This is a genomic window from Blautia sp. MSK20_18 (assembly GCF_020553125.1).
GTDB lineage: Bacteria > Bacillota > Clostridia > Lachnospirales > Lachnospiraceae > Blautia_A > Blautia_A fusiformis.
Window position 1 is genome coordinate 18929 of record NZ_JAJCGR010000034.1, and the last position, 14583, is coordinate 33511.

Annotated in this window: 15 protein-coding genes; 14 read left to right on the forward strand and 1 reads right to left on the reverse strand. The window is 36.5% G+C overall.

What is annotated here, in order from left to right:
- Positions 1 to 140 precede the first annotated feature (140 nt).
- The 14 genes from LI091_RS14995 to LI091_RS18670 all read left to right on the forward strand — a co-directional run bounded on the left by LI091_RS14995 (position 141) and on the right by LI091_RS18670 (position 13754).
- Positions 141 to 2186 carry a polysaccharide biosynthesis protein gene (locus tag LI091_RS14995; RefSeq protein WP_173733630.1) on the forward strand — a complete coding sequence of 682 codons (2046 nt, stop codon included), beginning with the start codon at positions 141 to 143 and terminating at the stop codon, positions 2184 to 2186.
- Positions 2187 to 2227: 41 nt separating this feature from the next.
- Positions 2228 to 3511, forward strand: coding sequence for a DegT/DnrJ/EryC1/StrS family aminotransferase (locus LI091_RS15000; RefSeq protein WP_118608197.1), 1284 nt, complete (start codon positions 2228 to 2230; stop codon positions 3509 to 3511).
- Between the two features lie 20 nt (positions 3512 to 3531).
- Positions 3532 to 4380, forward strand: coding sequence for a sugar transferase (locus LI091_RS15005; protein ID WP_320442621.1), 849 nt, complete (start codon positions 3532 to 3534; stop codon positions 4378 to 4380).
- A 1-nt stretch (position 4381) separates the two neighbouring features.
- Positions 4382 to 5152 (forward strand): glycosyltransferase family 2 protein, encoded by a 771-nt coding sequence (locus LI091_RS15010; protein ID WP_021651070.1) that lies wholly within the window; start codon positions 4382 to 4384, stop codon positions 5150 to 5152.
- Positions 5149 to 5310, forward strand: coding sequence for a hypothetical protein (locus tag LI091_RS15015; RefSeq protein WP_021651071.1), 162 nt, complete (start codon positions 5149 to 5151; stop codon positions 5308 to 5310). The genes LI091_RS15010 and LI091_RS15015 overlap by 4 nt, the downstream gene beginning before the upstream one ends.
- Positions 5300 to 5833 (forward strand): acyltransferase, encoded by a 534-nt coding sequence (locus LI091_RS15020; protein ID WP_147238608.1) that lies wholly within the window; start codon positions 5300 to 5302, stop codon positions 5831 to 5833. Before LI091_RS15015 ends, LI091_RS15020 begins: the two co-directional genes overlap by 11 nt.
- 105 nt (positions 5834 to 5938) lie before the next feature.
- A complete protein-coding gene (locus LI091_RS15025; RefSeq protein ID WP_147420720.1) occupies positions 5939 to 6670 on the forward strand; it encodes a hypothetical protein in 732 nt (243 codons plus the stop codon).
- Positions 6671 to 6699: 29 nt separating this feature from the next.
- Complete coding sequence (locus tag LI091_RS15030) at positions 6700 to 7506, forward strand: hypothetical protein (RefSeq protein WP_265191312.1); 807 nt, start codon at positions 6700 to 6702, stop codon at positions 7504 to 7506.
- Positions 7507 to 7550: 44 nt separating this feature from the next.
- Positions 7551 to 8531, forward strand: a complete 981-nt coding sequence (locus tag LI091_RS15035; protein ID WP_021651075.1) for a glycosyltransferase family 2 protein — start codon at positions 7551 to 7553, stop codon at positions 8529 to 8531.
- A 38-nt stretch (positions 8532 to 8569) separates the two neighbouring features.
- On the forward strand, positions 8570 to 9853 hold the full coding sequence (locus LI091_RS15040) for a DUF6337 family protein (protein WP_265191315.1): 1284 nt from the start codon (positions 8570 to 8572) through the stop codon (positions 9851 to 9853).
- Positions 9846 to 11273, forward strand: a complete 1428-nt coding sequence (locus LI091_RS15045; RefSeq protein WP_265191313.1) for a flippase — start codon at positions 9846 to 9848, stop codon at positions 11271 to 11273. Before LI091_RS15040 ends, LI091_RS15045 begins: the two co-directional genes overlap by 8 nt.
- Positions 11274 to 11290: 17 nt before the next feature.
- The gene (rfbC, locus tag LI091_RS15050; protein ID WP_021651078.1) at positions 11291 to 11893 is read left to right on the forward strand and encodes a dTDP-4-dehydrorhamnose 3,5-epimerase; all 603 of its coding nucleotides are present in this window, start codon (positions 11291 to 11293) and stop codon (positions 11891 to 11893) included.
- A gap of 35 nt (positions 11894 to 11928) precedes the next feature.
- On the forward strand, positions 11929 to 13167 hold the full coding sequence (locus tag LI091_RS15055; RefSeq protein WP_021651079.1) for a nucleotide sugar dehydrogenase: 1239 nt from the start codon (positions 11929 to 11931) through the stop codon (positions 13165 to 13167).
- Between the two features lie 20 nt (positions 13168 to 13187).
- Positions 13188 to 13754: a VanZ family protein gene (locus LI091_RS18670; protein WP_021651080.1), complete on the forward strand. Its 567-nt coding sequence runs from the start codon at positions 13188 to 13190 to the stop codon at positions 13752 to 13754.
- A 15-nt stretch (positions 13755 to 13769) separates the two neighbouring features.
- Here LI091_RS18670 and LI091_RS15065 read toward each other — a convergent pair whose 3' ends face one another.
- Positions 13770 to 14417 (reverse strand): Rpn family recombination-promoting nuclease/putative transposase, encoded by a 648-nt coding sequence (locus tag LI091_RS15065; protein ID WP_320442622.1) that lies wholly within the window; start codon positions 14415 to 14417, stop codon positions 13770 to 13772.
- Positions 14418 to 14583 lie beyond the last annotated feature (166 nt).

The following is a 14583-nucleotide window of genomic DNA, read 5'->3' on the forward strand; positions in this document are numbered from 1 at the left end:
TGATCGTAGTACTTCTTGCGTTCTCGGTCCTGCTTCTGGCACTGGCAAAACAAAGTCCCAGGGAAAAGCAGACAGAAGACAAAGAGCAGGAAGAATACATCAGGGATTATGCAGAAACAGTAAGACAGACCGGAGGAAGTATGAAGAAGTTAGAACATTGGAAAGTAATTGCGATATATCTGATCATCTATGACATGATAGCTGTTAATTTTTCTTATTTTATGGCGCTGCTGGTGAGATTCGATTTTCGGTATTCCTCGATTCCCACAGATTATTTTGATGCATGGAGGAGCTTTGCACCAATCTATACCATTATCATCCTGGCAGTATTCGGATGCCTGCATCTGTATAACAGTGTATGGCGTTTCGCAAGCTTCCATGAGCTGATCAAGATCACGGTTGCAACTGTGATCACAGGTGTTCTGCATATTGTGGGTATCACGATCTTCTGGGGACGGATGCCGGCTTCCTATTATCTGATCGGTATCATGCTGCAGTTTTTCCTGACTGTAGGCGTACGTTTCTCCTATCGTTTTGTACTTCTTGAGCGGAACCGCAGAGAAAAGAGCGAGCGTGAGGAGCGGAGCAAAAACGTGATGATCATCGGTGCAGGAGAAGCGGGCAGGACCATTGTCCGGGAGCTTCAGAATGCAAAGGAAACCAATTCCAGAGTACGCTGCCTGATCGATGACAACCCGAATAAATGGGGAAGATACATGGAAGGCGTTCCGGTGGTAGGCGGAAGAGACGATATTTTTCTCAATGTGGACAAGTATCATATCAATCAGATCCTTCTTGCGATCCCGACGGCAACACCGCATCAGAAGCGGGATATCCTGAACATCTGCAAGGAAACCGGCTGCGAGCTGAAGCAGCTCCCGGGTGTATATCAGCTTGTAAACGGAGAAGTATCCCTGAGCAAGATGAAAAAAGTAGCAGTGGAGGATCTTCTCGGACGAGACACCATCAAAGTCAACATGTCCGAGATCTTTCAGTATCTGAAGGGCAAAAGGATCCTGGTAACAGGAGGCGGCGGTTCCATCGGAAGCGAGCTCTGCCGTCAGATCGCAGGTCATGAGCCGGAGCTTCTGGTGATCTTCGATATTTATGAAAATAATGCATATGACATTGAGCAGGAGCTGAAGGCCAGTTATCCGAACCTGAACCTGAAGGTACTGATCGGCTCCGTCCGTGACAGCAAAAGGATCAACTGGGTATTTGAAACCTATAAGCCGGAGATCGTATATCATGCAGCCGCACATAAGCACGTACCGCTGATGGAGAACAGCCCCTGTGAGGCGATCAAGAACAATGTGGTAGGAACCTATAAGACTGCATATGCGGCAATGATGAACGGCTGCCAGCGATTTGTGCTGATCAGTACCGACAAGGCTGTAAACCCGACCAACATCATGGGCGCCAGCAAACGACTCTGCGAAATGGTAGTCCAGAGCATGAACATGGTCAGCCACAACGGACACACCGACTGGCTGCCACGACTTGGCGGACACAGAAAGGATACCCTGGATGCACTTCACGACAACGAAGGTCAGGCATATGTAAGTGAGAACCATACATCGAAAACAGGAACCGGCACAGAATTCGTAGCTGTACGATTCGGAAACGTTCTCGGCAGCAACGGAAGTGTGATCCCGCTGTTCAAGCGCCAGATCGAAAAAGGCGGCCCTGTCACCGTCACACATCCGGACATCATCCGCTACTTTATGACTATCCCGGAGGCCGTAAGCCTTGTCCTCCAGGCAGGAACCTACGCCAAAGGCGGCGAGATCTTCGTCCTGGACATGGGAGCCCCGGTAAAGATCGACACCCTTGCCCGAAACCTGATCAAGCTTTCCGGCTACACCCCGGATGTAGACATCAAAGTCACCTACACTGGTCTCCGCCCAGGCGAAAAGCTTTACGAAGAAAAGCTGATGGCCGAAGAAGGCATGGAGAAAACTCCAAACGACCTCATCCACATCGGCAAACCCATCGAAATGGACGTACAGGAATTCTTCAAACAGCTGGAAGTCCTGGCAGCATACGGCTACGCCAACAGCGAAAAGATCCGAGACATCGTAGCCGCGATCGTACCGACCTATCACTCTGCGGATTCCGACCTGAAGCTGCATAAGAAGGTGTATGAGGAGCTGATGAGTGAGGCGGCTGTGGCTGCGGAGAAGTGATCAAGCATAAACTGAAAGTACATAAAAAGAGGTAGAGAGCCATGTTCAAAGAAAGTAATAAGTTTGAAAAATTTGAATCCAAAGTCTGGTTAAGCAGTCCAACAATGCATGGACCGGAAATTGAATATGTAAAAGAAGCATATGAAACAAACTGGATGTCTACAGTAGGAAAAAACATTAATGAAGTAGAAAAACTTGCCTGTGAATATATTGGCTGCAAATATGCGGTAGCTTTATCAGCAGGAACGGCTTCTTTACATCTGGCTATGAAACTGGCTGGAATCGAAGCATATGGTATGCCGAAAGTAGGTCATGGAGCATTGGAAGGAAAAAAAGTTTTCTGCTCCGATATGACTTTTGATGCAACAGTAAATCCAGTTGTATACGAAGGCGGAGAACCGGTATTTATAGATACAGAGTATGATACCTGGAACATGGATCCGGAAGCATTGGAAAAAGCCTTTGAAATCTATCCTGATACGAAGGTTGTGGTTATTGCACATCTTTACGGAACTCCGGGAAAGATAGAAGAATTAAATGCTGTGATCAGAAAGCATGGAGCTATTTTGATCGAGGATGCGGCAGAATCTATGGGAGCCACATATAAAGGTGTTCAGACAGGTACGTTTGGAAAGTATAATACGATTTCTTTTAATGGAAACAAGATCATTACAGGAAGTTCAGGCGGATGTTTCCTGACAGATGATGAAGAAGCTGCAAATAAAGTACGTAAATGGTCAACGCAGGCCAGAGAGAATGCTGCATGGTACCAGCATGAAGAACTGGGATATAACTATCGAATGAGCAATGTGGTTGCTGGCGTTGTACGTGGGCAGTTTTCATATTTAAATGAACATATTGCACAGAAAAAAGCAATCTATGAGAGATATAAAGAGGGATTAAAAGGATTACCAGTATCCATGAATCCAATGGATCTGGAAAATTCTGAGCCAAATTACTGGCTGTCTTGTCTGATTATTGATAAGAAAGCGATGTGCAAGCAGGTTCGTGGCGAGCAGGATGTCTGCTACATAAAAGAAACAGGAAAAACCTGTCCGACAGAGATTCTGGAAGCAATTGCATCTATTAATGCAGAAGGACGCCCAGTCTGGAAACCGATGCATATGCAGCCGATTTATCGTCTGAATCCATTTGTTGTAAAAGACGGAAATGGAAGAGCCAGATCGAATGCATATATTGCAGGCAGCGTGTCTGATGTTGGAATGGATATTTTCAACCGAGGTCTGTGTCTGCCTAGTGATAATAAGATGACAGTGGAGCAGCAGGAGAGGATCATTGAGGTTATTCGGGCTTGTTTTGAATAGTATTCAAGGGGAATGAGATTGTGTCTAAAAAGAAAAAATTGGGTCTTCTGGCAGGAAGTACAGCAGTAACGACTGCGACAACAGCACATGCAATGAAAAAGGAAGCAGATAAGACTACATATACTGCTGAATTAATGAGTGCGATTAAACCCCGTAAGATGGGATTTTATGAGAAGTATATAAAACGAGGGATGGATGTAATATGTGCATCTGCGGCAATTTTATGTTTTAGTCCGATTTATGCAGGAGTTGCTCTTTTAGTAAAAATAAAACTGGGATCACCAGTTATTTTTACGCAGGATCGTCCAGGTTTGGTAGATAAGAACGGAAGAGAAACGATTTTCAAAATGTATAAATTTCGTACGATGACAGATGAACGAGACGAAGAAGGAAATCTGCTTCCTGATGAAATAAGACTGACGAAGTTTGGCGCATGGTTAAGAAAGACAAGCCTAGATGAGCTGCCGGAAGCTTTTAACATCCTGAACGGAACGATGTCAGTAATTGGTCCAAGACCTCAGCTGGTAAGGGATATGGTATTTATGACGGATGAACAAAGAATGCGTCATACCGCAAAACCTGGCTTATCAGGACTGGCACAGGTTAATGGGCGAAATGCGATTACCTGGGAAGATAAATTGGAGTGGGATCAGAAATATATCAAAAAAGTTGGGCTGATAGAAGATATTAACATTATTTTAGAAACAGTCAAAAAGGCATTTATCAAGCAGGAAGGCATTTCACAGGATGATATGGCTACGGCAGAGGATTTTGGGGATTATCTGTTGAGAACAGGTAAGATTAGCTTGGAAGAATATCTGGAAAAACAAGAAATGGCAAAAGAAATTTTAATAAAGAGTGGGAAATAACATGAGTGATTTAGTGTCAATTATAATGCCGTCTTATAATACAGCACAATATATAACTGAAACAATACAATCAGTAATTGATCAGACATACCACAATTGGGAATTGATTATTGTGGATGATTGTTCAACAGATAATACTGACATAGTGATTGGAAAAATAAAGGATCCAAGAATCAGATATATAAAAAATGAAAAAAATTCAGGAGCAGCGGTTAGTCGGAATAGGGCGTTAAGGGAAGCTAATGGAAGATGGGTTGCGTTTTTGGATTCGGATGATTTGTGGAAACCAGAAAAACTGGAAAAGCAAATTTGTTTTATGATGAAAAATAGATATTATTTTTCATATACCAATTATGAAGAAATAGATGCTGATGGAAATAAAACAAATGTAATTGTTACAGGACCAAAAGTGATATCTAAAACAGGAATGTTTAATTACTGTTGGCCGGGATGTCTGACAGTTATGTATGATCGAAAAAAAATCGGTCTGATTCAGATTGCAGATATAAAGAAGAATAACGACTATGCAATATGGTTGAAGATATGCAAAAAAACCAGATGTTATTTATTGGATGAAGTTTTGGCAGAATACAGACGTGGAAGAAGCGGAAGTATCAGTACACATGGATATAAAGAACTGATTAAATGGCATTATAGATTGTTTCGATTTGCTGAAAAAGAAAATCCTATATGTAGCTTAGTAAACACTATAAGAAATATGACATTTGGCTTATATAAAAAGAAACGATATGTAAAGGAAAATAGAAAATGAATGAATACACAAAACACTTTATCAGAGAAAATATTGTTAAAATATTGCTTAGCATTCCTAAAACAGTAATTTTTAACTTTAAAGTATTACCCGTAAAAAGTGCAATAAAAATGCCATTTATCGTATCTTATAATGTAAAACTGGGGGGTGACACGTGACAATTTTATTGTAGAAAAGAAGAATTTATCAACAGCATCTATGAGAATCGGATTTGGAGATTCTGCGAATGGATGTAGAGAAAGTAAAAAAGGTCTGATTCGGATTGTTAATGGAGGAAAAATTATTCTGAAAGGCACAGTTGGATTATCACAGGGAGTTGTTTTGTTAGTTAATAATTCGTCACTTGTATTGGGCGATCATTTTCGATGCAATTATTCTACTACTATTGACTGTACAGATGAAAATATAGTTTTTGGTAATGATGTTGTTTTGGGATGGAATGTGACTGTAAAAAACAATGATGGACATACAGTTATTCAAAACGGAAGGCAGAAGAAGAAAGCGGATTCTGTATATATTGGTAATCATGTTTGGTTATGTTCATATAGTACCGTATTAAAGGGTGTTAATGTTGGTAATCATTGCGTTGTTGGGTATGGTAGTTTACTTACCAAGGCAGAACCAGAGAATCATATATTTATACGCTGGTGTTCCAGTAAAACCGATGAGGAAAGAAATTAATTGGATAGAATGAATGGAAGAAAAAAATGCAAACTAAATGGATATATTATAATCATGCGTTAATTCCAGATATAGCACCGCATGAAACAATAGAAATTCCCAAATTTGACAAAAATTCAGGTGGGGGGATATCCTTTGCTTGCTCGATGGATTTCGGATTTCGATTGTGAATTAGCAACTCAATTTTGGTATATTATTAGAACTGGTTCATATGAGATAGAACAATTATCGAAATCCACTAGAAAACATATTAGGCAGGCGTTCAAAAAGTGTTATGTTAGGAAAATTGAAGATAATGAGATAGAGAAAATGTATTCCTGTTATCAAGCTGCATATAAACGATATGAAAAAGCAGACAATTTCAGAAGTTTTGAGTCTATAAAAGATGAGTTTTTAAATAGGAAAAATAAAAATATGTTCTATTATGGTGCTTTTGAATTAGAAACAAACAGTTTAATTGTTTTTTTTATCTGTACTTGCTATCAGGAATATTTTGAAATTAATATGTCGAAGTTTAATCCAGAATATATGGCACTACGTCCATCGGATGCTTTATATGATTTTGTTTTGAATTTATGGATGAACAAACCTGAAATTAAATATATAAGTAGTGATAGCAGAAGCCTTAATCATGAGACGAATGTACAGGAATATAAAATCAATACATTTGGATTTCATAAAGCGTATTGTAAAATGCATATTCAGTATCGTCCATGTATTTATCCAATTGTGAAGATTTTATACAGGTTTCGACATTTGTTAAAAAGATTAGATGGAAATAAACTCATTCATGCGATTAATACTGTTCTTCAAATGGAAGAAATCGCAAGGATGTAATTAGTAATCAAGAATAAGGAATGATCACAATGTATAAAATAGCAGTATCCGTCATTTGTTATGATAATGAAGAGGAAGTATTAGACTTTGCAGATAAATTGAGCAGACAAAAAGATTCTGAAAAAATTGTACTTTTAGTTACATGCAATAAGTGTATGAATGTAAAGAAACTAATAAATGATTTAAATGAAATTAAAATATCCTCACAGATATTTGAGCCAGGGGAAAATCTGGGATATTTACATGGATGTTTATATGGTTTTAAAGAGTTTGGCGAGGAATATGAATGGGCTGTTATATCAAATACAGATATTGATTTTGTATCAGATAGTTTTTTTTCAAAACTTCTGGATAATCATTATGATTCTAAAATAGGATGTATAGGACCAGATATTACTTTAAAAGTAACAGGAAAACAACAGAATCCGTTTGCTTTATCCAGACCAGGAAATGCACTGATGAAATTTAGAAAAGTGGTATATGCAAATTATTTCTTATACAGATTGTATTATGCATTATCGGATATAAAAAACAAAATCAGTCATACGGAAACGCGTAAGGAAAATGAATATGTATATGGAGTTCATGGAAGTGTAGTTATATTAAGAAAAGAGTGCATTGATAAATTCCTAGAAGATAGTATTCAGATATTTATGTATGGTGAAGAACTTTATATTGCTGAAAAGTTAAAAGAAAATCAATTTTTATCATATTATGATAAAAATTTGAAAATAATTCACAATGAAAATCAGAGTACAGGAAAAATAGCCAGTCAAAGAAAACAGAAATGGTGTAGCCAATCTATTAATTTTCTGGTTGAAAGATATTGGAAATAGATTTGAATTTATATTGTGAATAAAAATATAGAGGATGAAGGGAAATGAAAGCAAATTGTAATTATAGTGTTGCGCTATGTACATATAATGGCGAGCGGTACATAGCAGAACAGTTAAATAGTATTTTATCTCAGACTATTCCGCCAAAAGAAATTATTATTAGTGATGATGGTTCAAAGGATCAGACTTTAGAGATTGTTGATAATTTATTAAGTCATTGTTCTGTTAAATATAGAATTGTGAAAAATACAGGAACTCATGGAGTTACTAAAAATTTTTGTAATGCGATTTCAAGATGTTCAGAAAATATAATTTTCACATCTGATCAGGATGACGTTTGGGTTAATAACAAAGCTGAAATTATTCTCAAAATATTTGAAAATAACAATAAAGCATTGCTTGTATTTACGAATGGTGAATTAGTAGATCAGAATTTAAAACTATTGAATTGTGATATGTGGAAGTCTGTAGGAATTGCTACCGAAATGCTTGAAGAAAATAAGTGGTTTGAATATATGTTGAACCGTTGTTTTGTTACGGGCGCAGCAATGGCATTTAAGCGGGAGTTATTTTCAGAAAATGAGAAAATTCCATCTAGTTGGCTTCATGATGGGTGGCTTGCATGGAAAGCTGTTGCCAGAGGGGGGCTTGTCCCATGTCAGGATAAATTACTTCTATATCGACAGCATGGAGATAATGTTGTCGGTATGAGCAACGTAACTTCAATAACGAGAATAAAGAGTTATCTAAATAATTTTAAAATTATTAAAGAGACACATATCATTCGATATAACAGATATATTGAATTGAAAGATAAAATGGGTTATATGTTTTCTGAACAGCAACAAGAAAAATTAAACGCTTGCATTTTGTTTTGGAAAGATTTAGTAGAAAGTGATAAAAATTTAAAAAGATTAACACGTATTAAAATTATAAAAAAACATGTGAAAAATGGAGATTTTGAAAATTATTTTAATGGAAAAAAAGGAGCAATAAGGGAGTTTTTTGTAGCATTATTTTTATGATGTAAAGAATATGATTGTGAGGTGATAATTTGGGTGTGATGATACTGGAGTATATTGTATTTCTTGTAATAATGATAGTTTTATTATGGATAAACAAAACATTAAGACAATCTTTTTTTACTGTATCAAATTATTTGATTATTACATTTTCTGTAATAACTGGAGTACAAGTTATAGCATGTCTTTGGTTAAAATATGAAACCGCAACCATGGAATATTGGATGATATTAACGGTATTTATTGTTATTGCTTTATTAACAGATCTTGTTGCAAGTAGATTTGCGAAAAAAGTGTCATTTAATGGTATTAAATTAAAAAGTTCATGTGAAAGTACTTTTATGAGTAAACATGAAAAGAGATTTAATATTATATGTGTGTTTGCAGCAATGTACTCCGTCACTCATTTTATTTATTTAGCAGGTGGATTTCCGAAGATGTACTATGTTGTACAAGAACAATTTCAAAATCAATATTCGGCTGGATTGAATTTTTATATTCGGCTATTTATGATGATTGCAACAGCATATTATTTAGGATGTGCTAAGATATCCAAAAAAAACATTCTTCTAGGGTTGCTTTGTTTAATTCCAAATATACTTACATTTGTAAAGGGTATTGTATTTATTCCATGTTTAGCCAGTATTTTATTGAGATTAAAAAATGGAGATATAAAAATTTCACTAAAAGCTGGAATTACAATTGCTTTTGTGGGAATTATGGTATTTTTTGGTGTATATTTAGTTGAAATGAGTGTTTATGATCCGGATATATTATTAAAAATTGATACTTATCAGTTTATTGGTTCTAAATTAATTGATTATCTAATAGCAGGTGTCCAATCATTTAGTCAAAATATATCTACACATAATGTATATTCATTCAAACATTTGGATAATGTGACATTGGCTCCATTTATTAATTTTATGGCTAAATTTGGATTTGGAGAATCTATTGACACAGTTAATACAGTATGGCAGACTTTTGGGTTCAGTTCAATACGTGATATAAGTATTACATCAAATGTTAATACTTATGTTGGAACATTATATTTATATAATGGTATGATAATAGGAAATTTATTAAATATTTTATGGGTATTTATAACAAGTTTCATGGATGAAGTATTTTCAAAAAGAAACGATATTTTGACAGCATTATCTGCTTTATTTTGTGCAGCTTTTTCTCTTGGATGGTTTGAGTATTATTTTGTACATACATTTTGGGTGTATTTAATTGCTATAGCAATTTTAGTAAGTGTTATTTTAAAAATGAGAATTACTCCACAAAAACAAAATAGAACAGGAAGATATTTTAATGGATAATAAATCTATTAGTGTAAAGAAAAATTTTATATATAACTCTGCCTTTCAGGTATTAATTTTGTTAGTTCCTTTTGTGACAACTCCGTATGTTTCAAGAGTTTTGGGTGCGGATAACATTGGAAAATACAGTTATGCATCAGCAATGGTTACATATTTTACTTTGCTGGCTGCATTAGGTTCAACTATTTATGGGCAAAGAAAAATTGCGTATTATCGCGACAATAAAGAAGAAATGAGTCAAGTATTTTGGAATACCTTTTTCTTCCGTTGTGTTATGAGTTTAATTTCATTCATCTTATATTTTATATATGCAATTTTTTTTGAAGGATTAAATCTGATTAACATTATTATTGCACTTAGTATATTAAATGTTACATTTGATATTTCGTGGTTTTATCAAGGTATTGAGGATTTTAAAAGTGTAGTAATAAGAAATTTGATAGTCAGGATTATATGTCTTAGTGGAATTTTTATTTTTATAAAGACAGCAAATGATACGTGGAAATATGTACTGATTTTGATGCTGGCCCAGATTTTAGGAAGTCTTTCGATGTGGCGAGTGATGCCTCAATACATATGCTTTGTGAAAAGAATTAATCCATTTGACGGGTTTAAGGATATTTTATTGATTTTTTTACCATCTATTGCAATTCAAGTATATACGATTCTTGATAAGAGTATGATTGGATGGATTACTGGTTCAGATTATGCTAATGGTTGTTATGAACAATCAGAGAGAATCGCGCGCCTTGCAATGACTGTTGTAACTTCTATAGGTACGGTTGTTCTTCCACGAGTAGCTAATCTGTTTCAAAAGTCTAATCTTGATGAAGCAAAAAGATATGTATATCAGGCATTTCGGGTTGTGTGGCTGCTTGCGATTCCTATTATGTTTGGTTTGATGGGGGTTTCATCGGTATTTATACCTTTATTTCTGGGATCTGGCTTTGATGATGCAATAGGGCTGTTGTGTATTTTTTCCATTTTAGTATTGGTTGTGAGTTTAGCATATGTGACTGGAATATCTTATCTGATACCTACCAAACAGCAAAATGTTTATACCGCAGCAGTTACTATAGCGGCAATTGTAAATTTCTGTATGAATCTTATATTGATTCCAAGAGTCGGGGTGTTTGGCGCAGCAATTGCATCAATTGTAGCGGAAACAATAGGAACTGCTATTCAAATTATATATTGTATATCAAAGAAACAATTGAATGCCAAACAGATTTTTGTGCCTTGTTGGAAGTATCTCTTATCTGGAAGTATCATGCTATTGTTTGTAGAGACATTGAAAACGAAGTTCTCAGGCGGTATTGTTTCATTATGCGTTCTGATTTGTACAGGCGGATTGAGTTATGTTGGTGTTTTATTAATATTAAGAGATAGATTTTTCATTGACAATATAAACAAGATTTAAAAAAGGAAGTAATAGAAATGGGACAGATAAAAGTAACAAAAGCATCAATTGAAGGATTATATGTGATTGAGCCTGCTGTTCACGGAGATGAACGAGGCTACTTCATGGAAACATATAATCTTAATGATATGAAAGAAGCTGGGCTTAATCTGCATTTTGTTCAAGACAATCAAAGTATGAGTACTAAGGGGGTATTACGAGGACTTCATTTTCAAAAACAATATCCGCAAGGTAAACTTGTAAGGGTTATCAGAGGATCTGTATTTGATGTTGCAGTTGATTTAAGAGCTAACAGTAGAACATATGGACAGTGGTATGGTGTTGAACTTACTGAAAAAAACAAAAAACAATTTTATATTTCTGAAGGATTCGCGCATGGATTCTTGGTGTTAAGTGACATGGCAGAGTTTTGTTATAAATGTACCGATTTTTATCATCCAGGAGATGAAGGTGGTCTTGCATGGAATGATCCTGAGATTGGAATTACTTGGCCGGAATTGAAGGGAGAATATAACGGTACAGCATCTGGAAAAGGATATACGTTGAATGATGGAACGAAGCTTAATTTGTCAGATAAAGATCAAAAATGGCAGAGACTTAAGGAAACATTCAAATTTTAGTTTCATTTTATGATAAATGAAGAAAGGCATAAAATATGAAAGTTGCAGTAGCAGGAACAGGATATGTTGGTTTATCCATAGCGACATTGTTATCACAGCATCATGAAGTAATGGCAGTTGATATTATTCCGAAAAAAATAGAAAAAATTAATAAGAGAATCAGTCCGATTCAGGATGAGTATATTGAGAAGTACTTAACAGAAAAAGAATTAAATTTGACAGCTACACTGGATGCAGAGGAGGCATATAAGGATGCGGATTTTGTTGTCATTGCCGCTCCGACGAATTATGATAGTAAGAAGAATTTCTTTGATACTTCTGCAGTAGAGGCAGTTATTAAGCTAGTGATTCAGTATAATCCGGATGCGGTAATGATCATTAAGTCTACGATCCCAGTTGGTTTTACAGCCAGTGTCAGAGAGAAGTATCATTGTGACAATATTATTTTCAGTCCAGAGTTTCTTAGGGAATCAAAGGCGCTATATGATAATTTATATCCATCCAGAATTATCGTGGGAACTGATGTACAGAACGCAAGGCTTGTAAAGGCAGCCAATACTTTTGCAGGAATGTTGCAGGAAGGTGCAATTAAAGAAAACATTGATACTTTGATTATGGGATTCACTGAAGCAGAGGCGGTTAAACTTTTTGCAAATACATATCTGGCACTGAGGGTATCTTATTTTAATGAACTTGACACTTATGCTGAGATGAAAGGACTGAATACACAGCAGATTATTAACGGAGTATGTCTGGATCCGCGTATTGGTTCTCATTATAATAATCCATCCTTTGGATATGGTGGATATTGTTTGCCGAAAGACACGAAGCAGCTTTTGGCAAACTATGAAGATGTTCCACAGAATATGATGTCTGCCATTGTAGAATCTAACAGAACGAGGAAAGACTTTATTGCCGACAGAGTTTTACAGAAGGCAGAATACTATGCTTATGGTGATGAAAATACTTATGATGTTTCAATGGAAAAAGAGGTTGTAATTGGTGTATATCGTCTTACCATGAAATCAAATTCAGATAATTTCCGTCAGTCTTCTATACAAGGTGTGATGAAGCGCATTAAAGCCAAAGGAGCCACCATTATTGTTTATGAACCGACATTAGAGGACGGGACAACATTTTTTGGAAGTAAAATTGTAAATGATCTTGAGGCATTTAAAGAGCAGAGTCAGGCGATTATTGCAAATAGATATGATAAATGTCTGGATGATGTAAAAGAACGAGTATACACAAGAGATATCTTTTACAGAGATTAAAAGATAAGTTATAAATTTAAATGGATATTTATAAAACAATTACTAAGCACAATCCCAGTTGGGGAATAACAGGGGGTTGTTGGTTTTTCGTATTTTTATTGTGTTTTAGCCGGATCATAAAACAGTCATACAAAAGTAACAGAATTAACTTTTCACAAAGTCTGGCGTATATCGCAATTTATATATTTCTTTGGACGGTATTGGAGTCTACAGTTTTTACTCGCATTCCACAGGCATATCCTCAATATGAACTTCATATATTCTGGTCCTGGAAAGCATTTTTTGTATATCATGACAACGAGATGCTGAAGGAAAATATTCTAAATTGCATATTATTGATGCCGTATGGCTGTTTATTGCCAGGTGCTTTAGATAAGAGAATCAGCTGGAAAAGAGGTTTGGTGATTGGAATGGGAACATCGTTTGTGATAGAACTATTGCAGTTGATCACCTGCCGAGGATTGTTTGAGTTTGATGATATTATCCACAATGGGGTTGGATGTATGATGGGAGCTGTTTTGGGTTCCTGGTGTTGGCTGAGAATGCTAAAGAAATTTAAAATGCTCAGGAAGCCTCACGCTTCCTGAGCATTTTCTCAATCATCATTTCTCCCGCAATTTCAGAACATCCTCAAGTGGCAACCCTGAAAATCTGGAGATATCTTCAGGTGAGAATCTGGAATCCTCTAGCATGCGCTGTGCAGCAAGTAAAGCATGGTCCTGAAGACCTTCAGTACGTCCGGCCAGATGACCTTCGGCGCGTGCGTCATCGCACATTTCCTGAACAGCCTGACACATATTAACGCTCCTTTCTGTTTCCGTGAAACGTAAATGGATACCTGTTATGGAATCGATGCTCCGGGCTGCTTTGAGCTCGAGCGACTGGAAACCGGAGTTCTCGGACGTGAGCTCCTTAAGTTTCCGTTTGTCTTTGACATATTTGATGAAGAGCATGACTTCCCGTAGATTGCTCTGGAGGTTATTGAGTTCCTCATCTTTTATCTTAGCAGGTGAGAAGAGATTGATCCGATAATCGGGGACCAGAGAAAGGATCTCGGAATCCTGGACAGAGAGCATTTCGTGGAGGCTCCTGGGAGCTTTCCAGGTATCGGAGCCGAAGTATACGACTACGGTGATGACCGGAATCAGCCGGTCATCCTTGTAGAAGCCGGTGAGATATTCTCCGGATGTGGAGGGCCATTGCTTTGCTTCTCTGTGGGTTGTCAGCCATGTAATCTTTGGTGATGGTATCCTTTGTACCCATAGGTTTCACCACCTTCGATCTTGTTATGTGATCAGAGTTATTTTATCATCTGATCCATTTTCAGGGTAACATAGTTTATTGCTTTAGGACAGAGGATTTTGTGAAAAAGCTTCAGAGCTGCGCAGGTAAGGCGGATATGTTTGTCGAACGGAG